Origin of the sequence: Nonomuraea marmarensis (genome assembly GCF_043197025.1) — a bacterium.
GTDB classification, from domain to species: Bacteria; Actinomycetota; Actinomycetes; order Streptosporangiales; family Streptosporangiaceae; genus Nonomuraea; species Nonomuraea marmarensis.
Genome location: NZ_JBICRM010000010.1, coordinates 1 through 26,827 on the forward strand (window position 1 = coordinate 1; position 26,827 = coordinate 26,827).

Below are 26,827 nucleotides of genomic sequence, written 5' to 3' on the forward strand. Positions count from 1 at the left end.
CTCACGTGTTACTCACCCGTTCGCCGCTCGAGTACCCCGAAGGGCCTTTCCGCTCGACTTGCATGTGTTAAGCACGCCGCCAGCGTTCGTCCTGAGCCAGGATCAAACTCTCCAAACAATGTCTGGAGGGAATCACATCCCAACCAAAAAGGAATCCGTCAAACCAATGACGGGGTCATACATGTAAAACATGCACTGGCTTTTAACACACTGTTGAGTTCTCAAGAAACGGACACGTACATCCCCACCGGAATCCTTCCCGGACCCCAGCGAGGAGGCTAACACTTCATTTCTTTCATGTTACCAGATCCGGACGATCCTTGTCAAACCGCCCGATCCGGTAGATTCCGGACTTGCCCCTCTTCGAGGCAACCCTGCTAACTTACTCCAACTTTCGCCGCTTGTCCAACCGCAAGGTCAGAGCAGCCCGAAAGCCGGGATCGATCAGAGGGATGTCAGAGCTAACCAGCCCCGCGTTGAAAACTGTAGCAGCCTCAACGGCGTTCAAGGTCCATAGTTAGGTAACGAATGGACCTTCCCCGCGTGCGTACGCTTCAAACACCGAGCCCGGCGAGCTGAGCCTCCAGCCGCGCAATGTCGGCGGACGCCTGCTCGGCCCGGCCCCTGACCTTGGCCACCACGTCTTCTGGCGCCTTGGCCATGAACTGCTCGTTGCCCAGCTTGGCCGCCGCCTGCGCGGCCTCCTTGCGCGCGGCCGCCAGATCCTTCTCCAGCCGCTTGCGCTCGGCCACGACGTCGATGGCGCCCGCGGTGTCGATCTCCACGGTCACCGCCCCCACCGAGAACCGGGCCGTGGCGTCGAACGACTCCGGCGGCTCCGTCAGGCGCAGCAGCGCGCGAATCGCCGCCTCCTGGCCGGCCAGCGGTGTGCCGGTGAGCCCGAGACGCGCGGCCACCTTCTGGCCGGGCTTGAGCCCCTGATCCGAGCGGAACCTGCGGACCTCCGTCACCAGCTCCTGCAACGCGTCGATCTCGGCCTCGGCCGCGGCGTCCGAGTAACGGGCGTCGGCCACCGGCCAGGGCGCCACGACGATCGACTCACCGCCGGTGACGGCCCGCCACAACTCCTCGCTCACGAACGGCACCAGCGGATGCAGCAGCCGCAACAACGCGTCGAGCACGTGGCCGAGCACCAGCCGAGTGTGCTCCAGCCCCTCCCCGAGCTGGATCTTGGCCAGCTCCAGGTACCAGTCGCAGACCTCGTCCCACGCGAAGTGGTAGAGCAGGTCGGACGCCTTGGCGAACTCGAACTCCTCGAACGCGTCGTCGGCGGCCGTGACGACGGTCTGCAGGCGCGACAGGATCCACCGGTCGGCTGCCGTCAGATCGAGCCCGTCGAGCGATCCGACCGCGGCGCCGTTCATCAGGGCGAACCTGGTGGCGTTCCAGATCTTGTTGCAGAAGTTGCGGGAACCCGCCGCCCACTCCTCGCTCACCGCGACGTCCGCGCCCGGGTTGGCGCCGCGCAGCAGGGTGAAGCGGGTGGCGTCGGCGCCGAAGCGGTCGATCCAGTCGAGCGGGTCGACCACGTTGCCGAACGACTTGGACATCTTCTTGCCGTACTGGTCGCGGACCATGCCGTGCAGCGCGACGACGCGGAACGGCGGCTCGCCGTCCATGGCGTAGAGCCCGAACATCATCATCCGCGCCACCCAGAAGAACAGGATGTCGTATCCGGTGACCAGCACGGAGGTCGGGTAGAAGTGCGCCAGCTCAGGCGTCTCGTCCGGCCAGCCAAGCGTCGAGAACGGCCACAGCGCGGAGGAGAACCACGTGTCGAGGACATCGGCGTCCTGCGTGTAGCCGGTGGGCGGCTCCTCGTCGGGGCCCACGCACACGACCTCGCCGCCTGGGCCGTACCAGACCGGGATGCGATGGCCCCACCAGAGCTGGCGGGAGATGCACCAATCGTGCATGTCGTCGACCCAGTCGAAGTAGCGCTTGGCCAGCTCGGGCGGGTGGATGCGGGTGCGCCCGTCGCGAACGGCGTCGCCGGCGGCCTTGGCCAGCGGCGCGACGTTGACGAACCACTGCAGCGACAGCCTGGGCTCGACCACGGTCTTGCAGCGTGAGCAGTGGCCGACGGAATGCACGTAGGGGCGCTTCTCGGCGACGATCCGGCCCTCCGCGCGCAGCGCGGCGACCACGGCGGGGCGCGCCTCGAAGCGGTCGAGCCCCTGGAAGGGCCCGTGGGCCGTGATCACGCCGCGCTCGTCCATGACGGTGAGCGACGGCAGCGAATGTCGCCGCCCGATCTCGAAGTCGTTGGGGTCGTGGGCGGGGGTCACCTTGACCGCGCCGGTGCCGAACGACGGATCGACGTGCTCGTCGGCGACCACGGGGATCATGCGGCCGGTGAGCGGCAGCTCCACCAGCGTGCCGACCAGGTGGGCGTAGCGCTCGTCGGAGGGGTGGACGGCCACGGCCGTGTCGCCGAGCATGGTCTCGGCCCGGGTGGTGGCCACCACGATCTCGTCGGAGTAGCGGATCGAGATCAGCTCGCCCTCGTCCTCGCTGTGCTCCACCTCGATGTCGGACAGCGCGGTCAGGCAGCGCGGGCACCAGTTGATGATGCGCTCGGCGCGGTAGATCAGCCCGTCGTCGAACAGCCTCTTGAAGATCGTCTGCACGGCCCGCGAGAGCCCCGGGTCCATGGTGAACCGCTCGCGCGACCAGTCGACGCCGTCGCCGAGCTTGCGCATCTGGCCGAGGATCCGGCCGCCGGACTCCTCCTTCCACTCCCAGACCCGCTCGACGAACGCCTCGCGCCCCAGGTCGTGCCGCGACATGCCCTGCCGGGCCAGCTCGCGCTCGACGACATTCTGGGTGGCGATCCCGGCGTGGTCCATGCCGGGCAACCAGAGCGTCTCGAGCCCGCGCATGCGGGCGCGGCGCGTCAGCGCGTCCTGGATGGAGTGGTCGAGCGCGTGCCCGATGTGCAGGACACCCGTCACGTTGGGCGGAGGGAGAACGATGCTGTACGGCACGCGCGAGCTGCCCGGATCGGCGTGGAAGTAGCCTTCGGACACCCAGCGCTCGTAGCTACGGGTCTCGACGTCGGCCGGTGTGTATTGGGTAGGCAGCTCTGGCGTTGTCACAGTGACCAATTCTAGGGAGGCGGAGGAGGGCGGCGCCCCATGACCCAGAGGGCCAAGGGCCGCTCATTATGCCGAAAACGCCCCGTGGCTCGAAGCCACAGGGCGCCCGGTGAGCGGAAAGAGCGGCTCAGGCCGACTTTTCGCGTGGTGTGCGCTGCTGCTTCGCGGCAAGCTGATCGCGTGGTACGAGCGTCGGGATCGCGTGCTCGAGGACCGACTCGCGGGTGATGACCACGCGGGCGACGTCCTGCCTGGAGGGCACTTCGTACATGACGGACTGGAGCACCTCCTCCAGGATGGCGCGCAACCCGCGGGCGCCGGTGCCGCGCAGGATGGCCTGGTCGGCGATGGCCTCGAGGGCGCCGTCGGTGAACTCCAGCTCCACGCCGTCGAGCTCCAGCAGCTTGCGGTATTGCTTGACCAGCGCGTTGCGCGGCTCGGTGAGGATCTGGATGAGCGCCTCGCGGTCGAGGTTGTGCACCGAGGTGATGACCGGCAGGCGGCCGACGAACTCCGGGATCATGCCGAACTTCAGCAGGTCCTCGGGCATCACGTCGGCGAAGATGTCGGCCGTGTCGACCTCTTCCTTCGACCGGATGATGGCGTTGAAGCCGATGCCCTTCTTCCCGATGCGCGACTCGATGATCTTTTCCAGACCGGCGAAGGCGCCACCGCAGATGAACAGCACGTTGGTCGTGTCGATCTGGATGAACTCCTGGTGCGGGTGCTTGCGGCCGCCCTGCGGGGGCACGCTCGCCGTGGTGCCCTCCAGTATCTTCAGCAACGCCTGTTGCACGCCCTCACCCGAGACATCACGCGTGATCGACGGGTTTTCGCTCTTACGGGCGATCTTGTCGACCTCGTCGATGTAGATGATGCCGGTCTCGGCCTTCTTGACGTCGTAGTCGGCGGCCTGGATGAGCTTGAGGAGGATGTTCTCCACATCCTCGCCGACGTATCCCGCCTCGGTCAGCGCGGTGGCGTCGGCGATGGCGAAGGGCACGTTGAGCATCTTCGCCAGGGTCTGCGCCAGCAGCGTCTTGCCCGAACCGGTCGGCCCGAGCAACAAGATGTTGCTCTTGGCCAGCTCGAGGCCGTCGTCTCTGCCCCGGTCTCCGGACTGCACCCGCTTGTAGTGGTTGTACACCGCCACCGAGAGGGCCTTCTTCGCCTGGTCCTGACCGATGACGTAGGCGTCGAGGAACTCGTAGATCTCCCTCGGCTTGGGCAGGTTGTCCCACTTGAGCTCGGAGGACTCGGAGAGCTCCTCCTCGATGATCTCGTTGCAGAGATCGATGCACTCATCGCAGATGTAGACGCCTGGACCGGCAATGAGCTTCTTGACTTGCTTCTGACTCTTTCCGCAGAAAGAGCACTTCAGCAGGTCTCCCCCGTCGCCGATGCGTGCCACCCCAGATACTCCTTTGCGTGGGACCGCCCTGCTCCCGCGAGCAGTGTCTCCGGACATCCTCCGGACTAGGCCGAACCGCTCAGGTTTCGACGTTACCGTCTTCTGGGCCCTCAGTGAGCCCCCTAGCGGCGAGTCGCACCGGAACGTGCCCTATTGGGCAGCGCCCCGGTGCGTCACGTCTCGTCTAGGAAGCCACGGCCTGAGCTCGTTTCTTCCTGGACGGGATGATGTCATCGATCAGACCATACGCCTTCGCCTCATCCGCGTTGAGAATTTTGTCGCGTTCGATGTCTTTGCGGACTTCGGCGGAGGACTTGCCCGAGTGCCTCGCCACGATCTCCTCGAGGAGAGAGCGCATGCGAAGGATCTCGCGAGCTTGGATCTCGATGTCGCTGCCCTGGCCGCCGCCCTCGGTGGACGGCTGGTGGATCAGCACCCGGGCGTTGGGCAGCGCGAACCGCTTGCCCGGGGTGCCGCCGGCCAGCAGCACGGCCGCGGCGGACGCGGCCTGGCCGAGGCAGACGGTCTGGATCTCCGGCCGGACGAACTGCATCGTGTCGTAAATCGCCGTCATGGCGGTGAAGGAGCCGCCGGGCGAGTTGATGTAGATGCTGATGTCACGGTCGGGGTCGAGCGACTCCAGCGTCAGCAGCTGGGCCATCACGTCGTTGGCCGACGCGTCGTCGATCTGCACTCCGAGGAAGATGATGCGGTCCTCGAAGAGCTTGTTGTACGGGTTCATCTCCTTCACGCCGTAAGACGTGCGCTCGACGAAGGAGGGGAGAACGTAACGGCTTTCGATGTTCATGTCAGCTCCCCTAAGAGACCGGGCCCTGCGTGGGCACCTGCCGTGCGCTGCGCACCACGTGGTCGATGAAGCCGTAGTCCTTGGCTTCCTCGGCCGTGAACCAGCGGTCGCGGTCGGAATCGGCCTCGATCTGCTCCAGCGGCTGGCCCGTGTGGTGGGCGATCCGCTCGGCCAGCGTCTTTTTCACGTAGAGCATCTGCTCTGCCTGGATGGCGATGTCGGCCGCGGTGCCGCCGATGCCGCCGGACGGCTGGTGCATCATGACACGGGCGTGCGGAAGGCCGTATCGCTTGCCATGGGTGCCCGCGGACAGCAGGAACTGCCCCATGGATGCGGCCATACCCATCACAACCGTGGATACGTCATTAGGCACGTATTCCATCATGTCGTAAATCGCCATGCCGGCACTCACCGAGCCACCAGGCGAGTTGATGTAGAGCGTGATGTCGCGGTCGGGGTCGTCGGCCGCGAGCAACAGCAACTCCGCACAGATGCGGTTGGCGATCTCGTCGTTGACCTCCTGCCCGAGCACGATGATGCGCTCCCGGAGGAGGCGCTGGTAAAGCTGGTCCTCAAGCCGGAAGGACGAGCCGTTCTCACGGCCTCGCGACTCAGGCTGATAGAAGGTCGGCGGGCTGGTCACAGCGTCACCTTCCGATGCGTCGTAATCGATTGGCTTTGCTTGTGACCCTAACGCGCGTTGCACACAGGTCATGCCCGGTCCCCCGTACTGTTCGCTGACGGCGCAGGTGCGGCTCTTGCGCCGCTCTGTTCCGGAGTGGTCGGAGCCACCGCGCGCACGGCCATCAGGGCGCCCCCTGGCGAGCCCAGGAGCCCGAGCCTCACAAAGTGAGCCCCGACGGCCTTCAGGGTCGCCACAAGCCGCCTGAGCGCCCCGCGGCACTCGCCGGAGACTCCGGACGCCCGCTTACCCGCGCCCCCGCAGCCGGAAGGCCGGGACTGGGAGCAGGCCGTGGTGCCCTCAGAAGGCCGTAGAGAGGCCGAAAGCCCCTGGGCCGGGCTGGCTCAGGGGCTTTCGGGCGGTTTGAGGGAGGTTACGCCTCGGCCTTGTCGGTGGCGGGCTCTTCCTCGACGACCTCTTCGCCGTTGATCTCGGTGTAGATCGCCTTGAGGTCGACCTCGTTGCCCTCGGTGTCGACGACCTTGGCGGCGTCGCCGAGCACGGACTTGGCCTTGTCGCGGACGATCTCGACCATGGCCAGCGTGAGCTGGTCGTTGTCGGCGAGGTGCTGGGCCAGCTCGTTGGGCTGCACGCCCATCTCCATGGCGCGGCGGACCACGAAGTTGGTCAGCTCCTGCTCGGAGACGCCAAGCTCCTCGGCCTTGACGATCTTGTCGAGCACGAAGCCGACCTTGAGCGCCTTGGCGGAGTTGGTCTCGAACTCGGCGAAGCGCTCCTCCTCCGTCGTCTGGTAGAGGCGGAAGAAGGCGTCGCGGCTCAGGCCGCTCTCGGCCACCTGGTGGTCGAGGTTGTGCTTGCGGGCGTCGACCTCGGCCTTGAGCGCGCTGTCCGGGAGCGGGATGTCGATCTGGTCGAGCAGCGCGTCGAGAGCCTTCTCGCGGGCCTGCACGACCTGGTCGATCAGCTTGTTGCGGCGGGACTGCTCGCGGATGCTGGTCTTGAGCTCGTCGAGCGTGTCGAACTCGCTGGCGAGCTGGGCGAACTCGTCGTCCAGCTCGGGCAGAACCTTCTCCTTGACCGACTTGACGTTGATGATCACGTCGGCCTCTTCGCCGGCGTTCTCGCCGCCGACCAGCTCGGTCTTGAAGCTCTTCTCCTCGCCCGCGGACATGCCCTCGAGCGCGGCGTCGAGGCCCTGCAGCACGGAGCCGGCGCCGACCTCGTAGGAGACCTCGCTGGCCTGCTGCTCCTCGATGTTCCTGCCGTCGATCTCGGCGCGCAGGTCCATGACGACGAAGTCGCCGCTGGCCGCGGGCCGCTCGACGCCGGTCAGCGTCGCGAAGCGCTGGCGCAGCCCGTCGAGCTGGGCGTCCACGTCCTCGTCGGAGACCTCGGCGGAGTCGACGGTGATCTCGGCGCCCGCGTAGTCGGGGACGTCGAAGTTGGGCCGGATGTCGACCTCGGCGGTGAACTCGATCTGCTCACCGTCGTCGATCTTCGTGACCTCGATGTCGGGCTGGCTGACCGGGAACACGTCGACCTCGTCGACGGCCTGGCCGTACAGCTTGGGCACCGCGTCGTTGAGGGTCTCCTCCAGCACTACCGCCCGGCCGAAGCGCTGCTCGATGATGCGGGCCGGAACCTTGCCAGGCCGGAACCCGGGGACGCGCACCTGCTGCGCGACCTTCTTGTACGCCGCATCCATGCTCGGGCGCAGCTCGTCGAACGGCACCTCGACAGTGAGCTTGACCCGGGTCGGGCTGAGCTCCTCGACAGCGGTCTTCACGGGAATGGTCTCCTTGATCAAGCTACGAGTGATCGCAGGCGCGTCCATCGGTACGGCTCACGCGCCGCGCCCACATGAGCGGTGTTGGGCATGCTCCGCTACGGCGGGATCCAACGCCGATGGCCAGTCTAGGGCAGATGTGTACCCAACAACGACGCCGCCACCGCCAGAACTTCGCCTGCGATCATCCGCGACCAGTCGTCAGAACTCCTCCGCTATCGACCGCAACAGCTCGATGGTCTCGTCCGGGGTGGTGCTCACGGCGCAGAGCCGCTCGATCACCTCGGTGTATCGGTCCACGTCCTCACGCTTGTCCAGGTAGAGGGCACTGGCGAGCTGCTCGACGTACACCACGTCGGGCAGGTCGGCGTCGGGGAAGCGCAGGATGCTGAACGCCCCGCCCTCCGCGCTGTGCCCGCCGAAGCTGAACGGCATGATCTGGATCGTGATGCTCGGCTGGCGCATCAGATCGATGAGGTGTTCGATCTGGGCCCGCATCACCTCGGCGCCGCCTATCGGCCGCCGCAGGGCGGCCTCGTCGATCACCGCCCAGAAGATCGGCCCGTCCGGCCGATCGAACATCCGCTGGCGCTCCAGCCGGAGATCCACCCTCCTGGCGATCTCCTCCGCTCCGATGCCCGCCGATCCGGCGGTCACCACAGCCCTTGCGTACTCCTTGGTCTGCAACAGTCCTGGCACGAACTGGACTTCGTAGGTCCTGATCCTGGCGGCGGCCTCTTCAAGGCCGACGTACGCCTGGAACCACGTGGGCAGGACATCGTTGAACCGGTGCCACCAGCCAGGCTCGTTGGCGGTGGCGACCAGCTCGAGTACGGCGGAGCGGGCCTGATGATCCACGACCCCGTACAGGGTCAGCAGGTCCGCCACGTCGCGTTCTTTGAACCCCACTCGGCCCAGCTCCATGCGGCTGATCTTGGATTCCGAGCCCCGGATGAGGTGGCCCGCCTCCTCACGAGTGACGTTCTTCGCTTCCCTGAGCTTGCGCAGTTGGGAGCCCAGGAGGATGCGCAGCGCCGTCGGCCCGGAACCCGGCTGGTTCTGCGTCACTTTGCCTCCTATCAAGGTCCGCACACACAGTGACACCACATTGCCGGGTATGACAAGGTCTCAACCTCGTGTCCGATTCGGATACCTATGCCCCAAAACGCCGCTTGCTGTTGCACAATGCAACTGCACGTGCATTTGGGTCTTGCAGCTGCAGCGATCGTGACCCATGATGGCTTAGTGCATATTCGGCCATACATGCACTAACCAAGGCTGAACGGGGAGGTATCGGCGGCATGGTGGAGGATCCTCTGGCCACTGCCGATTGCCTGCAGATCACCCGGGAAGTGGGCTTCGACCACCTTCTCACAGGCGGGAAGCCGTACGCGACCTCGTGCCCTTTACCCTTTCAAGCCGACTCCGTGAAGACGGCCAGGGACGTGACCCGCTCGACGCTGCGGCGGTGGGGGTTGCACGAGCTGAGTGACGACGCCGCGCTGGTGGTGTCGGAGCTGGTCACGAACGCCGTCAGGTACGCGATGTACACGCCGGGGCGGCGGGAGATCGAGCTGCTGCTGATGCGGGTCGCGCCGCACGTGCTGCTCGCGGTGGCCGACCCTAGCGACGAGGTGCCGCGGCCCAAGGAGCCCGATTTCATCTCCGAGAACGGGCGCGGCCTTTACATCGTCGAAACCTACAGCCAGTGCTGGGGCTGGGACCCCCTGGCTCGTGGCGGCAAGGCCGTCTGGGCGCTCTTCCGCGCCGACGCCTAGATCAAGATCCCCATCTTTTACGGCAGGGCCGAGCAGGCCGCCACCCGCCGCACGTGCCTGAGGACCTCCAGGAGAACGGCCGCTGACCGGCGCGTGGCGAGCCGCCGTTACGTGCGCCCCGTGGGCCGGCTCCGTGGTCAAAGCGTTGACCGACGATCGCTTGTGACGCGAATATCCGGGCGTGCCGGCCGAGCACGGGCTGCTGCGACGCTGCCTATGGAGGCGGCGCTGGAGCGGTATCGGCGGCTGGGGTGCTGGCTCAGGGCCGTTATTCGCCCGTGACGCCGTCGATACGCTCGCGTAGCAGGTCCGCGTGGCCGTTGTGCCTGGCGTACTCCTCGATCATGTGGACGAGGATCCAGCGGTGCGTGCAGTCCTGCCCGTTGCGGTCGCCGACGGCGTCCAGGGGTTTGGCGGCCGAGATGGCGCGGGCACACTCGATCTCGGCCTGCCAGGTGGCGAAGGCCTCCTCGACGGAGGCGGTGTCGACCTCGTTGAAGTCGGCGTCGTTGTCGCGGTCCTTGTCCCAGAGCTTGGGGAGGTCCTCGCCGTTCAGCACCCGGCGGAACCAGGCGCGTTCGACGTGTGCCAGGTGCCTGACCAGGCCGAGCAGGGACAGGGTCGAGGGCGGCACGGAGCGCAGGCGCAGCTGGTCGTCCGACAGGCCGGCGCATTTGACGGCGAGGGTGCCGCGGTGCCATTCGAGCCAATTGGTCAGGACGGTCAGCTCGTCGCCGGTGAGAGGTGGGGGAACGCGGGTGTCAATCACGAGGTCCGACCTTATCCGGCCCGGCAGGCGCCTCAGTCCGGAGGTCGGCCTGGAAGAGGCGGTAGACCGCCTCGCGTACGGTCTCGTCCCTGACGTTGTCCACGAAGTCGTCCGGGGTGTTCCCGCACAGGTGGCGTAGCCGGGGGGATTCGTCCAGGAGGTCCTGGATCAGGGCTCTCTGGGGTCGCAGGCGGCGAGGGCGGCCCTCGGGGTCTGTCAGGCAGCCGTGCTTTCCCGTGTAGACGAACGCCCGGGTGCCGTCGACGGCGATCGTGCGGCGGTGGTAGTTGGGCTCGGTGAGGTCCAGGGCCGCGAGCTGGAGTTCGTCGAGCCAGAGCACGAACAGCCTGGAGGTCTCGCCGGGGGTCTCGATCGGCGCGGCCGGTACGTAGCCCCATCTGCTCACGTGGGCGGAGACGCCTGGGGCTATGCCCGGCACGTCGGCGAGCGTCATGGGGACGATCGGGCGTACCCCATGGTCGAGGAACTTCCTGCGTACCTGGCTGGGCGCGGCGTTGGAGCCCACGGCGACGACCAGGTGGCGCGCCCGCAACGGCGGGCAGTCGAGGCGGGCCAGCAGCGCCGCCAGCGGCTCGTCCTCGGCCCGCCACTCGCCGGGCGGGACGCTCTCCTCGGCGCTCAGCGGCACGTACGCGTCGTCGACCAGGATGCCGGAGGTCGACGGGATCCGGCCGGGATAGGTGAGAGGGCGGGACATCGGATCGTCCTTGAAGAGCTCCACCACTCCAGCATGTCCGTGTCAGTTGCCCCCGACGAGTGCCCACAGCCGGGCCGTGCTCGCCCTGCGGCCCCAGGCGATCACGGCGGAGAGCGCCAGCAGGACCAGTGGCAACACCACGCCGCCACCTGATACGAACAGCTCGGTCAGCGTCGCGCAGACCGTCAGGCCGGCGAACGCCAGCCCGGCCAGACCCGCGAGCCGGGGCACGAACAACGCCACGGCCCCCGCCACCTCCAGCACGCCCACCAGGTTTCTGAACCAGTCTCCGAACCCGATCGCCTCGAACGTCGAGGCGGACGGCTCCGCGTTCGCGAACTTGCCCATGGCCGACATCACGAAGAAGCCCGCCACTGCCACCTGGAGGATCCACAGGGCGACGTTGAGCAGGCGTCCTGCGGCGGTCGTGTGCGGTGCGGTAGTCATGATCTTCAGCCTCCCCTGAGCGTCGTGCCTCCGACGCTAGGCGTGGGGATCGCCGGGGAGAATCGATCTAGGTGCCTGACAGGGGTGTACCTATCTACACCCGGGCCCTTGATCGCCTCAGAACATCGAGATGTGCACGTGGTCGTAGTGGTTCTCGGTGATGCTGCCCCGGTCCGACATCGCGCTCCAGCCCGAGCCCTGGTTGATGCGCTGCTTCCAGATCACGTACTTGACGCCGAGCTTGTCCTTGTTCTTGATGGCCCACTCCGCGATCCGGTCGCCGAGGGCGTTGTGGGCGGCGCTGGGCATCGAGCCACCGGTGCTCATCATGAAGTCGCAGGCCCGCCCGAGCGGGTGTTCGCCGCTGGAGCCCGCGCGGAAGCAGCCCACCTCGTACGGCAGCGCGAAGTTCTTCCGCACCTCCGCCCGCATCAGCTGCGTGCGGGGCGTGATGTTGTCCGAGCCGGAGGGCAGTTCGGGGGCCCAGCTGCCGTTGCCGTTGCGGCCGGGCCCGAACGGCACCAGGTCCTGGAGCTTCTTCTGGATGTCCTTGATGACGTCCTGGGCATCGTCGCGCTGCCCGGCCACATCGTCCGTGTCCGTACGGATCTGGGACGCGAGCGCGGCGGCCTCGTCGGAGGCCTTCTGCTTGTCGTCGCGGGCCTTGGCCACGCCCTGCACGACGGCCTGCTGCTCGGCCGTCAGCTGCTCCAGCAAGGCCGCGCCGCTGCCGTTCTCGGGCAGCAGGATGCCGGGCATCGAGGGGTCGGCGTTCTGGTAGCGCATCCTGGCGATCTCGCCGACGCGCTGCTCGGCCGTCGCCAGCGTCTGCTCGGCGGTGGCCAGGCGGTCCTTGGCCGACTTGGCCGCCTCCTGTGCCTTGGCCAGCTCCACGCGCTTGAGGTTGTACTTCTCGATGAGCTTGTCGACCTTGCTGTTGAGCTGCTTGAGCTGGGCGCGGAGCTCGGCTTCCGTCGGCTTGGGAGCGGCCGACGCCGCGGTCGCCGGAAGGAAGGCGACGACGGTGGCGGTGATGAGACCGATGGCAAGAGTCGCGGGGGACGAAACCGCCACGTAGATGTTTCCTCTCCCTCTGCCGGCCGGGTTAGCTGACGGGTTCGGGCATGGGAGCTGCTCCCTACCACCGAAGTGGACTCACCCCAGGTGCAATGGGTCCCCGGCTCCCGGGCAACTCGCCCGGGATTAGGCGTGCAACGGCTGTTACGGCCGGTGCATAAGGGGATATTAGTGGTAGATCACGAGTAATGCGACCTTAACTAGAAATCCATTAGTGATCTACTTGTGATCGAAGCATGCGTGCGGCCTCCTCCGGCAGCACGTCGTTGACGAAGGCGCCCATCGCCGACTCCGAGCCCGCCAGGTATTTCAGCTTCCCGGGCGCGCGCCTGATGCTGAACAGCTCCAGGTGCAGGTACGCCAGCTCCCGGTCCTGGCGCACGGGCGCCTGGTGCCAGGCCGAGATGTACGGCATCACCACGCCGAACAGGTCGTCGAACGCCCGCAGGACGGAGGTGTAGAGCGGGGCGAACGCAGCACGTTCCTCCTCCGACAGCGCCGCGAGGTCGGGCACCTGCCGATGCGGGTACACGTGCACCTCGAACGGCCAGCGCGCGGCGGCGGGCACGAAGGCCGTCCACAGCTCGTTCGAGGCCACCACCCGCGTCCCCGCGGCCCGTTCGGCGGCCAGCACGTCGGCGAAGAGGTTCCCCGAGTAGCGCTTGGCGGCCCCGAGTTGGAGCTTGGTCTTGGGCGTGACGTACGGGTAGGCGTAGATCTGGCCGTGCGGGTGGGCGAGCGTGATGCCGATCTCCTCTCCCCGGTTCTCGAAGCAGAACACCTGCTCCACGCCCTCGATCCCGGACAACTCGGCCGTGCGGTCGGCCCACGCCTCCATGACCAGGCCCACCTGGTCGTCGGAGAGCTTGGAGAAGGAGGAGGAATGCTCAGAGGTGAAGCACACCACCTCACACCGCCCCACTCCCGGCCGTACATCACTCAAGCCGCCCACGTCCTGATAAGTCCCGAAATTTCCGGAAAAAGAGGGGAAGCGGTTCTCGAACACCACCACGTCATAGTCGTACGCCGGGACCTCCGTCGAACGCGTGTCCGACGACGGGCACAACGGGCACTCGTTGGCCGAGCCCGTCGGCTGGAACGTCCGCGTCTGCCGGTGCCCCGCCATCGCGATCCACTCCTCGGTCAGCGGATCGTAACGCAGCTCGGAGGCCACCGGCCGGGGTTCGAGCGTCCGCCGGTCGATCGCGCTCCTGTCGGCGTCGTCCCGCCGGTCGAAGTAGATCAGCTCTCGTCCGTCGGCCAGGTGGGTGATGGTGCGCTTCAAGGCGAGCCCTCCGCGATGATCAGTTCTCCGGCCCGTTCGGCCAGCTCAATGCGTGCGTCGTCGGGCAGCCCGGCGTCGCTGATGACCACGTCGGCCTCGGTCAGCTCGGCGATGGTGCTGATGCCGACCGTGTTCCACTTGGTGTGGTCGGCGGGGATGACCAACCGGTGCGCGGCCGTCACCAGCTCCCTGTCGGTCTCGGACTCGAGCAGGTTGGGCGTGGTGAACCCGGCGCGCACGCTCATCCCGTGCACGCCGAGGAAGAGCGTGTCGACGTGCAGGCGGCGGATCGCGGCCACGGCCACCGGGCCGACCAGGGCGTCGGACGGCGTGCGCACGCCGCCGGTCAGCACGACGGTGCGGTCGACGCGTGGGTTGCGGTGGAAGACCTCGGCGACCGGGATCGAGTTGGTGATCACGGTCAGCTCGGGCACGCCGATCAGGTGGTGGGCCAGCGCCCACGTGGTGGTCCCCGCGGACAGCGCCACGGCCGTGCCAGGACGTACGAGGCGGGCGGCGTGCCGCGCGATGGCCTCTTTCTCCTGCTGCTGGCGGGCGGACTTGGCGGTGAATCCCGGCTCCTCGGTCGAGCCGGGGCCGAGTGCGGTCGCGCCGCCGTGCACCTTCTCCAGCAGCCCTCGCTCGGCCAGCACCTCGAGGTCGCGGCGGATGGTCATGTCTGAGACGCCGAGCTCGCGTACGAGGTCGGCGACGCGGACGCCGCCGCTGCTGCGCACGCGTTCGAGGATCGTCTGCTGACGCTGCTGTGCGAGCACGCCCGCTCCTTCCAACAGATTCCACCAAATTATGACACGGATTTGTTGGGGAATGTTAGTTCGAGCGGATGGGTTGCGCGAGTCGGGGCAGGCGAGAGACGTTGAGGGCTCACCCGATCACCGGAGGCGAGCTTATGGCCAGGCGCTCACGCAAGGGCAAGGCACGCAAGAAGAAGAAGGCGAACCACGGCAAGCGTCCCACGGCGCGTTGACGGGTGGCCGCCGGTTTTCAGGCGGCCACCCCGGTTCACCCCGGCAGTTCGGTCAGAGCCTGGTCGATGCGGTCCTGCGGGAGCGTGTAGTCCTCGAGTTGCCCGGCCAGGTAGCGGTCGTAGGCGGCCAGGTCGAAGTGGCCGTGGCCGCAGAGCGCGGTCAGGATGACCTTCTCCTCGCCGCTCTCCTTGCAGCGCAGGGCCTCGGCGATGGTCTCGGCCAGCGCGTGCGTGGGCTCGGGCGCGGGCACGATGCCCTCCGTCCTGGCGAAGCGCACGCCGGCCTCGAAGCATTCGTTCTGGGGGCGGGTGACCGCCTCGAACAGGCCCAGCTCGTACATGTGCGACAGCAGCGGCGACATGCCGTGATAGCGCAGGCCGCCCGCGTGGATCGGGTCGGGTACGAACCCGTGCCCGAGCGTGTGCATCTTGAGCAGCGGCGTGAGCCCCGCGGTGTCGCCGAAGTCGTAGGCGTAGACGCCGCGCGTGAACGACGGGCACGCGGTCGGCTCGACCGCCCGGAACACCGTCTGGATCCTGCCCGCCAGCTTCTCGCGGAGGAACGGGAAGGTGAGGCCGGCGAAGTTCGAGCCGCCTCCGGTGCAGCCGATGACCAGGTCCGGCATCTCGGGGAGCTGGTCGAGCGCCTCCTCGCCGATCACGGTCTGGTGCATGAGCACGTGGTTGAGCACCGAGCCGAGCGCGTAGCGGGCGTCCGGCGTCGCGGCGGCCACCTCGACGGCCTCGCTGATCGCGATGCCCAGGCTGCCGGGCGAGTCGGGGTCGTCGGCCAGCACCTTGCTGCCGGAGCCGGTCACGGGGGACGGGCTGGCGTGCACGGTGGCGCCGTACACGTGCATGAGCGAGCGCCGGTACGGCTTCTGGTCGTAGGAGGCGCGTACCATCCAGATCTGGCATTCCACGCCGAACTGGGAGCAGGCGAACGCCAGGGCCGACCCCCACTGCCCTGCGCCCGTCTCGGTGGTGAGCAGCCGCACGCCTTCGCGGGCGTTGTAGTACGCCTGAGGCACGGCCGTGTTCGGCTTGTGGGACCCGGCGGGTGAGACGCCCTCGTACTTGTAGTAGATCCTGGCCGGCGTGTCGAGCGACTTCTCCAGCCTGCGCGCCCGGATCAGCGGCGTCGGCCGCCAGAGCCGGTAGACGTCGAGCACCTCCTGCGGTATCGGCACGAACCGCTCCCCGCTCACCTCCTGACCGATCAGCTCCATCGGAAAGAGCGGGGCCAGGTCGTCAGGTCCTATGGGCTGCCGCGTGCCGGGATGCAGCGGCGGAGGGGGCGGGGCGGGCAGATCAGGAACGATGTTGTACCAGTTGCTGGGGATCATCGTCCCAGTCTGCGCCGGTTACCCGCCTCGGTCACTCCCCAAGCAGCAGCGCCGGGCGATCCGGATGATCGGCCCTGATCACGACGTCGGCCGTCTGCTGCGGCCGCGACTCCCGCTCGTACCGCTCGTAGGCGGGCAGCCGCCACCGCTCGTCTTCGGGGGTCCCGCGCTCCAGCGCCCCCGGCGACAACCACACGTGCACGCTCACCTCGAACGCCAGTCCCCGCCCCAGCAGCAACGTCCCGTCGACCATCAGCACGCCGCCCGGGGGCAACTCCTCGTACGGCACCCGGTACGCCCGATCGACCCGGCTGTCCCACAACGCCGGCAACACCCGTCCGGATCCGCCCGGGTCCAGGGGCTCCAGCACTTCCCTTCTGAGCGCCTTGGTGTCGAGCCAGTCCTCGTACAAGGCGTCCGGGTCGGTCCTGCCGTGCTCCAGCCGCAGCGACGCGGGCCGCAGGAAATCGCCGGCCGACACCCGCAGCACGGGCCGGCCGCGCAGCCTGAGGGGCGCGACGAGCGCGTCCGCGAGCCGCTCCGGGCGGGCGGGCGGCGCCCCGTCGACGGCCACCCGCACCCACCCCTGCCGCCCGGCGATCAGCTCGGCCAGCTCCTCGACGAGGACGTCATGGGAGATCGGTCGCGCACGCATCGGCTACGGACGCAGTCCCGCCACGAAACGGGACATGGCCGTGGTCACTTCTTTGAGCATCTCGACCGACTCGACCGGGTCGCCGGTCTCCAGGCCATGGTCGGCACCCGGGATCTCGACGTACGGGTGGTCCAGGGTCCGTGCGGTCTCGCTGTCCCACAACCGGTCGGCGGTGCCGCCCACCAGCAGCGTGGGAGCCTCGCTGCGGCGGAGTCCCTCGACGACGGTCTCCATCGTGAGCAGCGGGGTGAGCCAGATCGCGGGCAGTCCCCGCTCGGCGGCCAGCGGCGCGGCGAACGTGCCGAGCGACTTGCCGACCAGGAGCAGCTGCTGGGCCTTCTCTGCGTCGAGGGCCCGGCGCGCCTGGTCCAGGACCCACTCAGCCCGATCCTCGATGCCGGGAGTGGTCGGCGGCTCCCACCAGATCTCCTGCACGGACCAGCCGTGCTGCTTGAGCACCGCCCGGGCGTAGTGGAGGAGGGGGCGGGCCGGCATGTAGCCCCCGCCGGGGAGGAGGACGGCCACCCGATCGGGATCGCCTTCGAACCGGGTGGGGAAACCGAAGATCCTTTCAGGAGCCATTTCGCGAGTATAGGCCGGGACCGCGAAGGCCAGGCATCCTACGCGGATGACCTGGCCTTTCGTCGTGTGGAGCGGACGACGGGAATCGAACCCGCGTAGCTAGTTTGGAAGACTAGGGCTCTACCATTGAGCTACGTCCGCGCGAACCGGTCGAAGTCTGGTCTAGACTTCATCCGGTCGTCAGGGCGTAAGCGTACCGGAGTCACGGACCGCATGCGCACCGGGCGAGACGGGGCGTGGCGCAGCTTGGCAGCGCGCTTGCTTTGGGAGCAAGAAGTCGCAGGTTCAAATCCTGTCGCCCCGACAGAGTTGCCTCAGGCAGAGGGCCTGGTTCTCACGATCGAGGACCGGGCCCTGATCGTTCGACCGTCCCTCTGAACGCCTCCAGGGGACAAATGAGTTCTCCTGAGCACCTTGATCACGTCGCCATCGGCGGCAGGATCAGCACGTCGAGCAGCGTAACCGCAGCGCCTCCGGTTCCTGCAGAAGATGGAAAAGGGTGCCCGAATATCCGTCATCTGTCCGGTGCTGTCCGCATGCATCGTGGCTACCGTCCCTGTGGGGTGACCGAGGCTCGCACTCCGCGCGGCTGGCCGTCTCCCGCAAGCGAGGGTGAGGTGACCATGGCCAAGCGGAAGATCCCGGCCGCCGTGATGGCGGTCGGTCTGGCGGGCACGCTGCTGACGGGAGCGGTCCCGGCGATCGCGGCGTCGGAGGAGGTCGGGTCAGCGACGGTGGTGCCGCTGCAGGTGACCGGCCCGCCGGGGGACCGGCTGAACCTGATCATCTTAGGCGACGGCTACACCGCCGAGGAGATGCAGCAGTTCCGCGACGACGTCAACAAGCACCTCAACGTGCAGTGGAGCATCGAGCCGTTCCGCAGCTACCGCGACTATTTCAACGTGTACATGATCGAGATCGTGTCGGGGGTGTCCGGCATCAGCTGCGACCCCGACGACGGCAATGTCCGCCGCGACACGCCGCTGAAGCTTCAGTATGCGTCGACCTGCCCGGCCGGCCCGAACGCCCGCGGCGTCACGTTCGGCACCGGCGGCCAGCAAGCGCTGGAACAGTACGTCTCGATGATCCCGGGGGTGACGGCCGAGAACCGGCAGACCCTGACCATCGCCAACACCAGCACGTACGGCGGCATCGGCGGGCGCAACGCCACGACGACCGGGCAGGCGCCGCAGGGCCCGCTGGTCAGCCCGCACGAGCTGGGCCACTCGCTGGGCGGCCTCCAGGACGAATACCCGTACAGCACCCGTAACGTCCCCGGCGGCCCGCACCCGGACACCGAGCCGACGTCGATCCACCACACCCGGCTGACCGTGAAGGAGATGCGGAAGCAGCAGGCCAAGTGGTACCGCTGGCTGGGCGAGGAGAGCCTGTCCGGCGGCGTCATCGACCGGTACGAGAGCGGCCTGACCCGCTCGTCCAACGTGTGGCGGCCGAGCGAGCACTCGATCATGCGCTGGATCGGCTACCACTTCGATCAGGTCGGCCGCGAGCGGATGATCGAGCGGATCTCCGGCCGGCGCGACGTCGCGCAGTTGGCTCTGCACTCCACGCCCACCGACGAGCCGGTGTATCGGCCGGACGTGCTCTGGGTCGAGACGATGCACCCGCTGTACCACGAGCTCACCGTCACCTGGGCGGTCAACGGCAAGACCGTCAAGAAGACCGGGAACAGCCGGAACTTCGACCTCGAGGCGCACCGCGTGCGGGTGGGCGACACCGTCACCGTCACGGTGTCCGACGACACCGAGGACGTGCGTGACCCCGCCGTGGCCGACGGCGGCGCGCTCACCCAGACCCGCGAGTGGACGATCGTCGAGCAGCCGCCCGCCCCGTCCGCCGCCGAGTCCACGTCGTCGACGCCGCCCGCCCCGTCCGCCGCCGAGTTCACGTCGTCGACGGCGACCACCCACGCCGTCGGCGGTCAGGACGTCGTCTACGTCGAGACCACCCACCCGCGCGACCGTGTCCTGAACGTCACCTGGACCCTCGACGGTAAGGCGCTGCCGAACCCGCACAACAGCCGCAACCTCGATCTCGAAACGCTGCGCCTGGCACCCGGCACCTACGAACTGAAGGCGACCGTGTCCGACCCCAAGGTGCCCGGCGCCCCGGCCGACACGCTCACCTGGACCATCGACAACGCCGCGCCCAAGGTGACCTTCGAGCTGTCCGAGCCGGTCTCGGTGGCCCCCGGCACCCGTGCCCGCCCGCCACACTACAAGTTCCGAGAGTGGTTCGAGATGGGGCTGGAGGCGACCGACGACCAGGAAGGCTACGTCGTCATCGAGTTCCAGCTCGACGGCGACGGCTGGTTCAACTATCACGGCTGGCCGGACGCGCCCGAGGGCACGCCGTACCGGTTCACCCCGGCCGGCACGGTCATCAAGGAGATCGCCTACGGCAACCTCGGCAGCGGCGGCCTCACCAAGGCGCCGTTCGAACAGCTCTACCCGGACTTCAAGCCCGGCTACGGCCGCCACGAGATCGCGTACCGCGCCATCGACGCCGCCGGCAATATCAGCGCGCCGAAGAAGTTCACGGTGACGGTCACCGACACCAACGGCGCGACGCCGCTGCCTCCGGGCGCCATCGTCGTCGACTGACAGAGGAGGCCACCGTATTCGGCTCCCGCGGGCGGGCGGCCTCTGGCCGCGAATGGATTGAGGCCGCCCGCCGGCTGACGCTTTCACTTCTCCTTGCAGCTGCTACCCTTGCCCGGCTTTGGGCATTCCGTGCCCGACGTGTCCTTGATGACCATGAACGTGGCCGTACCGACACCGGAGGTGTTTCCGGCCTTGTCGGTGGCCCGGTAGGTCATGGTGTGCGTGCCGGGCTGGCCGACCGTGAGCGGCTGCGTGTACACCGCGAACGGCTGGCCGTCGAGCGAGTACTCCACCGTGTCCACCCCGGACTCGGTGTCGCTCGCCGAGATCGTCACCGTCGCGGAGCCCACGTAGTTGCCGTCCCCGTCCTTCTCCCCTGCCACCTGCGCCGTCACCTGCGGCGGAGTGGTGTCCTCCTCCTGTGGAGTCACCACGGTGAACGTCACCGAGCCCACTGGCGAGGTGTTTCCGGCCTTGTCGGTGGCCCGGTATCGCACCGTGTGCGCGCCCGCCTGATTGACCGACACCGGAGCCGAGTACGCCGTGAAAGCCCCGTTGTCGAGCGAGTACTCCACCGTGTCCACCCCGGACTCGGTGTCGCTCGCCGAGATCGTCACCGTCGCGGAGCCCACGTAGTTGCCGCTCGCGTCCTGGTCTCCCGCCACCTGCGCCGACACCTGCGGCGCGGTCGTGTCCGTACCGCCACCATCCGTGACCACGAGCTCCCCGACCATCTGGTGACCGGGAATCGCGCAGAAGAAGCGGTACTTTCCGGGAGTGAGGTTCACCTGCACCTCGTGCCGGCCGCCGCCGGCGTCGAAGGGGCTGGCGATGATGTTGAGGTTGACGTCGTGGTTGTAGCCGGGGGTGGAGATGTCGAAGGTCAGGGTGTGCGTCATACCTGTGGTGTTGCCGGTCGCCGCGCTGTTCTCGAAGACGATGGTGGCGGGTCCTGCCGTCGCCGTGCTCGGCGCCGACTTGTACGCGGTCATGCTGTCGTCGGCGGTCCAGGTGAGCACCTGGTCCGCCGCCTGAGCGGTCAGCTGCACTCGGGGCTGCGCGGCTGCCTGGACCGACGACAGAAAGAGCGCCGGAAGCGCCACGCCCAGCAGCACCACGGCCAAGCCCGGCGCCGTGGTAGCGGCTTTGAGCGCCCTCCGTAAGGTCCTGATCAGAAGGGCGGGAAGAGATCCGACATGCATGTCTCGTTGCACCTCTCACAGTCTGCGTTCCGGCTGGGGTCACCTGGATGGGATGCCGGGCGGGGGAATGCTCCCCCGCCCGATGTACCGGCCTAGAGTTCGCGCACCCGGATGTTGCGGAATTCGATCAGGTCGTTGTTGCTGTGGTTCTGCAACCCGACGAACCCGCTGATGAACTGGCGCAGATCCGTGGGCGGGTCGCCGGCGCGGGACGACGATTTACCCGGTGTGTTGTCGAACTCGTTGATCACCTTGCCGTTGCGGATGATCGTGTAGTGCTGCCCGGCCACCCGGACCTCGTAGTCGTTCCACGTGCCCTTCGGGGTGACCCCGGCCTTGTCCAGGCCATTGGGCGCGAAGTTGTAGACGGAGCCGGTCTTCTGCGGCTCCCCCGTGTCGCCGTCGTAGATCTGGATCTCCTGACCGCAGAAGATCGCGACCCAGGCGGGGGACGTACGGGCCGACCCGACCGTCCCACAGCTTCCGGTGGGACGTTGGTCCAGCGGGGTTCTGGGGTCCGGGAACCGCACGAAGACTCCGCTGTTGGCGCGGAACCCTTCGGGCGCGACGTCACGGAACTGCAGTCTCAGGGAGAAGTCGGCGTACGCCTTCTTGGAGTACCACAACATCCCGAGACCGCCCGAAGCGCGGATCGTGCCGTCCCGCTGGAGGGTGAACTGTCCGGAGGGAGCCTGGGACCATCCCTGGAGGGACTGCGCCGTCCCATCGAAGATGGTCTCGTACCCGTTCGTCTTGCCGATCTCGGACTGGGCGCCCGCCTGCTTGAGCGTGGCCGCCTCACTGTCGCTGATGACGCCGTCCTTGCGGGACTGGTTCACCACGTCGTTGAGGTGGCTCACGAACTGACCGTGGTTCGACCAGGCGCGCTCGTCGTCGATCAGGTCGTTGATCGTGCAACCGCCGCCGACCACGCGGTTGGCCACGCCGGTGTCGCTGTCGAGCAGCCAGACCGTCGACCGGGCGTCAGGCGCCGGGCAATCGACCTTGACGTCGATCGTGCCGGTGGCCACCTCGCCGTTGGCGTAGGTGACCTTCAGCGTCGCCTTGTAGGTGCCGAAGTTCGCGTAGGTGTGCGTCGGGTTGGCCGCCTTCGACGGCTTGCTGCCGTCACCGAAGTCCCACTCCCACGACACGCCGCCGGCCTTCGTGCTGGAGAAGGCCACCGTCTTGGGCGTGCTCTGCCGGACGGGACGCGCCACGGCGTCGCTCGGGTTCGGCGTCGCCGGGCCACCGTGGTAGCTGATGCGGATCAGCTTCTGGTTGGACTGGAGGCTGAAGAAGCCGCTGCCGTAGTCGAGCAGGTAGAGCGCGCCGTCCGGACCGAACTTGGCGTCCATCCACGACTGGAGCTGGGTGCTGCCGCCGCCGGTCTGGACGATGCTGCGCAGATCCTCACCGAAGGCCGGCCGGCCCGCGTCAGGGACGGTCTTCGGGTCGACGGTCACGGCGACGCGGTTGTTGCCGTTGGACTCATCACCGATGAACCACTTGTTGTCCCAGTACGCCGGCCACGCCACACCGCTGTCGGTGTCGACCTGGGAGCGGTGATAGGTCGGCCCCGACATGATCGCCTGGCCGCCGCCCCGGAGGTAGGGCTCGGTGAAGGTCTCGTCGCCCTGCTTGTACGTGGGCAGACCGCTGCCGTCGTCCCGCTTCGGGTAGACCGGGCCGCCGCCCTGCGGCGAGTACCAGATCATGTTGGCGCGCGCCGGCGGGATGTCGACGAGGCCCGTGTTGCGCGGCGAGGTGTTCTTCAGCTGGTCGCAGTCGTACCAGTCGGCGGGCTGAGTGGCGTCGACGTTGCTCCGGTCGCGGTAGGGCTGCTTGTTGCCCATGCAGTACGGCCAGCCCTGGTTACCGGCGGACGTGAGAATCGTCGCGGTCTCGTACTTCGCCGGACCCCACGTCTCGCTCGGGCCGCCGGCGTCCGGACCGACCCAACCGGCGGTCAGCCAGTTGTTCACGTTGTCCCAGGCGAACCGCGCGATGTTGCGGACACCCATCACCCAGATCTCCGGGCGGGTCTTGCCGCCTCCCCCTTCCTCACCGGTGAACAGGTTTCCCTTGGGAATCGTGTAGGTGCCGTCGGGCTCCGGGTGGATACGGATGATCTTGCCGTTGAGGTCGTTGGTGTTGCCCGCTGTACGGCGGGCGTCCTGGAACGAGATTCCCTTGTAGTCCTGGGTCCAGTTGTTGCCTGAGTAACCGCCCGAGCCGCCGGAGGAGTTGTTGTCACCGGAGCCGATGTAGAGGTTGCCGTCCTCGTCGAAGGTCATGGCTCCGCCCGCGTGGCAGCAGCTGTGGATCTGGGTGTCCCAGTGCAGCAGGTCCTTGCGGGTGCTCTGGTCGATCGACTGCTGCGCGGCGTCGTAGGTGAACCGGGAGACCGTTCGCCGGCCGATCCGCTTGTCCCTGTCGATCGACTCGTGCGGCATCCAGTAGACGTAGACCCAGCCGTTCTCCGCGAATTTGGGGTCGAGCGTGATGCCGACCAGACCTTCCTCGTTCTTGACCAGCTCGTCGCCGCTGCCGCGGTTGCCCATGACAGGGAGCGTGGTCAGGAGCTTGACCTGCTTGGCCTTCGGGTCCCACTGGTGGATGGTGCCGCAGCCGAGGCCGACCTTGGGGTCGTTCCAGTCGACGATCGGGCCGGTGGGGCAGGCCGCCTTGCCGATGTAGAACACCTTGCCGTCCGGTGCGACGGTCAGGCCGTGGGGCTCGCCGACCTGGTCGAGTTGCCCTGGCTTGTTCTGCCCGGTCAGCCGCTCGGTGGTGTAGTTCGACGCGATGGTCGCCTGGCAGTCCCCGCGGACCAGACCGGTCGCCCACCTGATGGCGCCGCTGAGGTGGCTTTGGAACTGCTTGTCGCTGGTATAGCTCGCCTTGGTGCCGCCCATGCCGGTGTAGAACGACCGGCCGCCGTCGTAGTCGCGGCACCAGGAGATCGGGTGGAACGCGCCGTGGCCGTTCAGCCCCGGGTCATAGGTGTTTTCCTCGACCTGCGCCACCGTATGGACCTTGCCCAGCGGGTTGGGGCTCCAGTTCATCCACGTGTCGGTCCGCGTCAAGGTGAAGGGCAAGCCCTTGTTCGCCGGGTGCCCGCGGTCGATGAGGTCTACGACGGCCTGCTGTTCCTGGCTCTCCGGGGGAGGTCCGGTGGTGGGGCCGAACAGCCGCAGCTCGGCCAACTGGGTCAGGGGCTCGCCGCTGTTCGCGGTGATGTTGAGCCGGTAGTACTGGTACGCCGTGGTGTTGCCGAACGTGTATTCCTTGGTCTGGAACCGCTGGGGGAAACTCTCCCCACTGCGCTTGTCCAGGTCCGTCCAGCTCGTCCCGTCCGGTGAGCCCTGCAGGGTCCAGTCCTTCGGGTCACGGCCGGGGAAGTCGTTGGCCGACGTCAACGCGTAGTGGGCCACCGCGATCGGCTTTTCGATCTTCGCTTGCACCCACCCGGTCGGCGTCCGGGTCAACCACTTGGTGTCGTTACTCCCGTCGAACAGCTTGTCTCTGGTCTCGTTCGGCGGGTTCTCCCCGCTCGCCGTACTCTCCACCACCTTCTCCGGGTTGGGGAGGCTGCCGGCGGGGCGGGAGCCGATCAGCTCGGTGAACCAGGCCGAGTCCGCCTGGGCGCGGGCGGCGTCGTGGACTCCGACGAATCCGCCGCCATCCCTGATGTACGCCTGCAACGCGGCCAGCTGGCCGTCGTTCAGGGCCGCGCCCTTCGCGGACAGGAAGAGCACGCCGCGATAGCGTGCCAAGGTGTCGGCGGTGAAGACGGCCGGATCCTCCGACTTGTCGACGGAGAAGCCGTTCTTCTCGCCCAGCTCTTTGATGGCCGCCGTGGCCTGCTCGACCGGGTCGTCCTGCTGGGCGGCCGGGCCGTGGAAGACGAGCACGTTGACCGAGGTGTCGCCGGTCGGTGCTGGGGCGCCGGCCTCGGCCTGTGCCGGTATAGCCGGGGCCGGTGCCGATGTGGCGGCGGCCTGTGCCGGTATGGCGGCCGGAGCCGCCAGTCCCAGCATCAGGGCGGCGCCCGACATCATGATCAGTACGCGGCGCCTGGCGGGTGGTCGGGGCTGCACGAAAAGGCCTCTTCGACCCATCGTTGGCTCCTTCAGCTCGGGGGGTTGGCAAACTTAGTGAGGGTGTTGAGGTCATCCGCGGTGGTGACCGGCCTCGCCGCTGCCGGACGTGGCGCCACCTCGTGATCGCCTTTCGATGTCTTGCCGATCACATGTCCTGCCTGGCGGCGACTCATGGCTCGCGTCAGTGATGCGTGTCCATGGAGTGATCCGGCATGTTCCCGGCCGCGTCGGTCACCATGAACACGCCGGCCATCCCCATGTCGGAGTGGCTCTGGACGTGGCAGTGGTACATCCACGCTCCGGGGCCGACGCGGTCGCCGGCGATCACCTGGAAGCCGAACGACTCGGCGGGTCCCGTGATCTTGGTGTCGATGATCCGGCTCGGGTCCTGCGGGCTTTCCAGCAGACCGGTGCGGTTGTCGGCCCAGCGATGCCCGTGGAGATGAAACGTGTGGAAGAAGTCACCGTGCGTGATCACGATGAACTCCACCCGCTCGCCGAGTTTCGCGACGAATTCGGGTGCCTCATGGGCCGGTCGGTTGTTGATCGACATGTCGTTGAAGACGACGGTGAACTGCTTGTCCGGTATGACGTCGCCCTTCCGGCGCACCACCAGCGGCCCATAGAGCCCCCGCCGGATGCCGCCGGTGCCGTGATCGGTCCCTACGACGTGGTCGTGGTAGTGCCAGTAGCCCGCGCTTCCGGGTTCGATGATGCCGCCCGGGCGCCGGCCCGGGGCGTGGGTGCGCCAGACGTAGGTACGCCGGCCTCCCGGTTCCAGCACGCTGTCGTTCATCCTCGTGCCGTCGCTGGCCGTGTCGTAGTCCACCCCATGCACATGCAGGCTGGCCGTCACGTCCAGGTTGTTGACCATCTCGATCTCGAGGGTCTCGCCCTCGACCATTTCGATGAGGGGGCCGGGGATCGTGGCCTTGCCGGGCTCCAGGCCGTAACCCAGCTGACCGTCCGGCAGTTGCTCGGCGTAGAGGGTGATGCGGCGGACGTTGTCCTTGCCGCCCGGCTTGTTCATAGGGTTGTCGACTAGTGCCCTGACCTGGCTTGATGCGACTAATGGTGCTAACGCGGCGAACGCCGCAGACGTGGTGAAGGCACGCCGGGAGAACAGGCTTTTGGGCATGCCTCTGCCTACCTCGGTCATGGTTCCCCAATCGGTGACGGCGCCCCGTTGCGTGAGGGCAGGGCGCAGCTGCTCGTGGTGCCGGAAGCGAGCCGACGTGGACGACGTGGTCGAGCCGGTCAGGAAGAGGAGTGCGTTGGGAGGGTGAGGGTCAGATCGTGTATCACTGCGGGTTGGGGACAGCAGTTAGGTTGACTTCCGATGGAAGTACGCGCCATTTTTGGCGATATGTCAAGACTTCCGCTTATATCTGGCCAAAGGTCTGCGTGTCTCCTGGGCGGCGCCCAACGAGCGACCGGGTACGCCGACCGCATCCGCGAGCCGCGACCGCGTCGGCGTGTCCGG

At 67.6% G+C, this 26,827-nt stretch carries 21 protein-coding genes, 2 tRNA genes, 1 rRNA gene and 1 riboswitch; of the genes, 4 read left to right on the forward strand and 20 right to left on the reverse strand.

Annotation, left to right across the window (positions count from 1 at the left end):
- The 7 genes from ACFLIM_RS18150 to ACFLIM_RS18180 form a co-directional block, all read right to left on the reverse strand.
- Positions 1-118: ribosomal RNA gene (locus ACFLIM_RS18150) — 16S ribosomal RNA — on the reverse strand; the annotation flags it as partial.
- 436 nt (positions 119-554) lie between these two features.
- A complete protein-coding gene (locus tag ACFLIM_RS18155; RefSeq protein WP_393166818.1) occupies positions 555-3,128 on the reverse strand; it encodes a valine--tRNA ligase in 2,574 nt (857 codons plus the stop codon).
- 118 nt (positions 3,129-3,246) lie between these two features.
- Positions 3,247-4,530: an ATP-dependent Clp protease ATP-binding subunit ClpX gene (clpX, locus tag ACFLIM_RS18160; RefSeq protein ID WP_393166820.1), complete on the reverse strand. Its 1,284-nt coding sequence runs from the start codon at positions 4,528-4,530 to the stop codon at positions 3,247-3,249.
- A gap of 184 nt (positions 4,531-4,714) precedes the next feature.
- Entirely contained in the window at positions 4,715-5,338 is a 624-nt protein-coding gene (locus ACFLIM_RS18165) for an ATP-dependent Clp protease proteolytic subunit (protein WP_393166822.1), read from the reverse strand.
- A 10-nt stretch (positions 5,339-5,348) separates the two neighbouring features.
- The gene (locus ACFLIM_RS18170) at positions 5,349-5,981 is read right to left on the reverse strand and encodes a ClpP family protease (protein ID WP_132595635.1); all 633 of its coding nucleotides are present in this window, start codon (positions 5,979-5,981) and stop codon (positions 5,349-5,351) included.
- Between the two features lie 412 nt (positions 5,982-6,393).
- Entirely contained in the window at positions 6,394-7,767 is a 1,374-nt protein-coding gene (gene tig / locus ACFLIM_RS18175) for a trigger factor (RefSeq protein ID WP_393166825.1), read from the reverse strand.
- Between the two features lie 201 nt (positions 7,768-7,968).
- Positions 7,969-8,835: a helix-turn-helix domain-containing protein gene (locus ACFLIM_RS18180; protein WP_393166827.1), complete on the reverse strand. Its 867-nt coding sequence runs from the start codon at positions 8,833-8,835 to the stop codon at positions 7,969-7,971.
- A 233-nt stretch (positions 8,836-9,068) separates the two neighbouring features.
- On the opposite strand from ACFLIM_RS18180, the gene ACFLIM_RS18185 reads away from it, so the two are divergent.
- On the forward strand, positions 9,069-9,545 hold the full coding sequence (locus tag ACFLIM_RS18185; protein WP_393166829.1) for an ATP-binding protein: 477 nt from the start codon (positions 9,069-9,071) through the stop codon (positions 9,543-9,545).
- 268 nt (positions 9,546-9,813) lie between these two features.
- Here ACFLIM_RS18185 and ACFLIM_RS18190 read toward each other — a convergent pair whose 3' ends face one another.
- The 6 genes from ACFLIM_RS18190 to ACFLIM_RS18215 form a co-directional block, all read right to left on the reverse strand.
- Positions 9,814-10,314, reverse strand: coding sequence for a DinB family protein (locus ACFLIM_RS18190; RefSeq protein ID WP_393166831.1), 501 nt, complete (start codon positions 10,312-10,314; stop codon positions 9,814-9,816).
- Complete coding sequence (locus tag ACFLIM_RS18195) at positions 10,307-11,032, reverse strand: hypothetical protein (RefSeq protein ID WP_393166833.1); 726 nt, start codon at positions 11,030-11,032, stop codon at positions 10,307-10,309. Before ACFLIM_RS18195 ends, ACFLIM_RS18190 begins: the two co-directional genes overlap by 8 nt.
- A 42-nt stretch (positions 11,033-11,074) precedes the next feature.
- Positions 11,075-11,479: a DoxX family protein gene (locus ACFLIM_RS18200; RefSeq protein WP_393166835.1), complete on the reverse strand. Its 405-nt coding sequence runs from the start codon at positions 11,477-11,479 to the stop codon at positions 11,075-11,077.
- A gap of 117 nt (positions 11,480-11,596) precedes the next feature.
- Positions 11,597-12,553: a coiled-coil domain-containing protein gene (locus ACFLIM_RS18205; RefSeq protein ID WP_393166837.1), complete on the reverse strand. Its 957-nt coding sequence runs from the start codon at positions 12,551-12,553 to the stop codon at positions 11,597-11,599.
- A gap of 6 nt (positions 12,554-12,559) precedes the next feature.
- A riboswitch (cyclic di-AMP (ydaO/yuaA leader) is annotated at positions 12,560-12,699 on the reverse strand.
- 68 nt (positions 12,700-12,767) lie between these two features.
- Positions 12,768-13,841, reverse strand: a complete 1,074-nt coding sequence (galT, locus tag ACFLIM_RS18210) for a galactose-1-phosphate uridylyltransferase (RefSeq protein ID WP_393166840.1) — start codon at positions 13,839-13,841, stop codon at positions 12,768-12,770.
- Positions 13,838-14,617: a DeoR/GlpR family DNA-binding transcription regulator gene (locus ACFLIM_RS18215; RefSeq protein ID WP_393166845.1), complete on the reverse strand. Its 780-nt coding sequence runs from the start codon at positions 14,615-14,617 to the stop codon at positions 13,838-13,840. Before ACFLIM_RS18215 ends, galT begins: the two co-directional genes overlap by 4 nt.
- Positions 14,618-14,751: 134 nt before the next feature.
- Here ACFLIM_RS18215 and ACFLIM_RS18220 point away from each other — a divergent pair, with 134 nt between their 5' ends.
- Complete coding sequence (locus tag ACFLIM_RS18220; RefSeq protein ID WP_376776135.1) at positions 14,752-14,829, forward strand: 50S ribosomal protein bL37; 78 nt, start codon at positions 14,752-14,754, stop codon at positions 14,827-14,829.
- A 35-nt stretch (positions 14,830-14,864) separates the two neighbouring features.
- Here ACFLIM_RS18220 and ACFLIM_RS18225 read toward each other — a convergent pair whose 3' ends face one another.
- The 4 genes from ACFLIM_RS18225 to ACFLIM_RS18240 form a co-directional block, all read right to left on the reverse strand.
- Positions 14,865-16,175, reverse strand: coding sequence for a TrpB-like pyridoxal phosphate-dependent enzyme (locus ACFLIM_RS18225; RefSeq protein ID WP_393166847.1), 1,311 nt, complete (start codon positions 16,173-16,175; stop codon positions 14,865-14,867).
- A gap of 31 nt (positions 16,176-16,206) precedes the next feature.
- The gene (locus ACFLIM_RS18230) at positions 16,207-16,830 is read right to left on the reverse strand and encodes a uridine kinase (RefSeq protein ID WP_393166850.1); all 624 of its coding nucleotides are present in this window, start codon (positions 16,828-16,830) and stop codon (positions 16,207-16,209) included.
- 3 nt (positions 16,831-16,833) lie between these two features.
- The gene (locus ACFLIM_RS18235) at positions 16,834-17,412 is read right to left on the reverse strand and encodes an alpha/beta hydrolase (protein WP_393166852.1); all 579 of its coding nucleotides are present in this window, start codon (positions 17,410-17,412) and stop codon (positions 16,834-16,836) included.
- A gap of 67 nt (positions 17,413-17,479) precedes the next feature.
- A tRNA-Gly gene (locus ACFLIM_RS18240) sits at positions 17,480-17,553 on the reverse strand.
- An 89-nt stretch (positions 17,554-17,642) separates the two neighbouring features.
- On the opposite strand from ACFLIM_RS18240, the gene ACFLIM_RS18245 reads away from it, so the two are divergent.
- Together ACFLIM_RS18245 and ACFLIM_RS18250 are read left to right on the forward strand one after the other, a co-directional pair.
- Positions 17,643-17,716 (forward strand) — tRNA-Pro (locus tag ACFLIM_RS18245).
- A 319-nt stretch (positions 17,717-18,035) separates the two neighbouring features.
- The gene (locus ACFLIM_RS18250) at positions 18,036-20,036 is read left to right on the forward strand and encodes a M64 family metallopeptidase (protein ID WP_393166854.1); all 2,001 of its coding nucleotides are present in this window, start codon (positions 18,036-18,038) and stop codon (positions 20,034-20,036) included.
- An 83-nt stretch (positions 20,037-20,119) separates the two neighbouring features.
- Here the strand turns inward: ACFLIM_RS18250 and ACFLIM_RS18255 are convergent, their stop codons facing one another.
- From ACFLIM_RS18255 to ACFLIM_RS18265, 3 genes are all read right to left on the reverse strand, one after another.
- Positions 20,120-21,238 (reverse strand): OmpL47-type beta-barrel domain-containing protein, encoded by a 1,119-nt coding sequence (locus tag ACFLIM_RS18255; protein WP_393166856.1) that lies wholly within the window; start codon positions 21,236-21,238, stop codon positions 20,120-20,122.
- A gap of 92 nt (positions 21,239-21,330) precedes the next feature.
- Positions 21,331-25,362, reverse strand: coding sequence for a ThuA domain-containing protein (locus ACFLIM_RS18260; RefSeq protein ID WP_393166858.1), 4,032 nt, complete (start codon positions 25,360-25,362; stop codon positions 21,331-21,333).
- A gap of 163 nt (positions 25,363-25,525) precedes the next feature.
- Entirely contained in the window at positions 25,526-26,374 is an 849-nt protein-coding gene (locus ACFLIM_RS18265) for a multicopper oxidase domain-containing protein (protein ID WP_393166860.1), read from the reverse strand.
- Between the last annotated feature and the right edge of the window lie 453 nt (positions 26,375-26,827).

What these genes read in the sequence shown, in the direction of transcription:
- ACFLIM_RS18165 (WP_393166822.1), bottom strand. Translation starts at nt 5,338, where the DNA reads ATGAACATCGAAAGCCGTTACGTTCTCCCCTCCTTCGTCGAGCGCACG.
- ACFLIM_RS18185 (WP_393166829.1), top strand. Translation starts at nt 9,069, where the DNA reads ATGGTGGAGGATCCTCTGGCCACTGCCGATTGCCTGCAGATCACCCGG.
- ACFLIM_RS18195 (WP_393166833.1), bottom strand. Translation starts at nt 11,032, where the DNA reads ATGTCCCGCCCTCTCACCTATCCCGGCCGGATCCCGTCGACCTCCGGC.
- ACFLIM_RS18200 (WP_393166835.1), bottom strand. Translation starts at nt 11,479, where the DNA reads ATGACTACCGCACCGCACACGACCGCCGCAGGACGCCTGCTCAACGTC.
- ACFLIM_RS18220 (WP_376776135.1), top strand. Translation starts at nt 14,752, where the DNA reads ATGGCCAGGCGCTCACGCAAGGGCAAGGCACGCAAGAAGAAGAAGGCG.
- ACFLIM_RS18225 (WP_393166847.1), bottom strand. Translation starts at nt 16,175, where the DNA reads ATGATCCCCAGCAACTGGTACAACATCGTTCCTGATCTGCCCGCCCCG.
- ACFLIM_RS18230 (WP_393166850.1), bottom strand. Translation starts at nt 16,830, where the DNA reads ATGCGTGCGCGACCGATCTCCCATGACGTCCTCGTCGAGGAGCTGGCC.
- ACFLIM_RS18235 (WP_393166852.1), bottom strand. Translation starts at nt 17,412, where the DNA reads ATGGCTCCTGAAAGGATCTTCGGTTTCCCCACCCGGTTCGAAGGCGAT.
- ACFLIM_RS18250 (WP_393166854.1), top strand. Translation starts at nt 18,036, where the DNA reads ATGGCCAAGCGGAAGATCCCGGCCGCCGTGATGGCGGTCGGTCTGGCG.
- ACFLIM_RS18255 (WP_393166856.1), bottom strand. Translation starts at nt 21,238, where the DNA reads ATGCATGTCGGATCTCTTCCCGCCCTTCTGATCAGGACCTTACGGAGG.
- ACFLIM_RS18260 (WP_393166858.1), bottom strand. Translation starts at nt 25,362, where the DNA reads ATGGGTCGAAGAGGCCTTTTCGTGCAGCCCCGACCACCCGCCAGGCGC.
- ACFLIM_RS18265 (WP_393166860.1), bottom strand. Translation starts at nt 26,374, where the DNA reads ATGAACAAGCCGGGCGGCAAGGACAACGTCCGCCGCATCACCCTCTAC.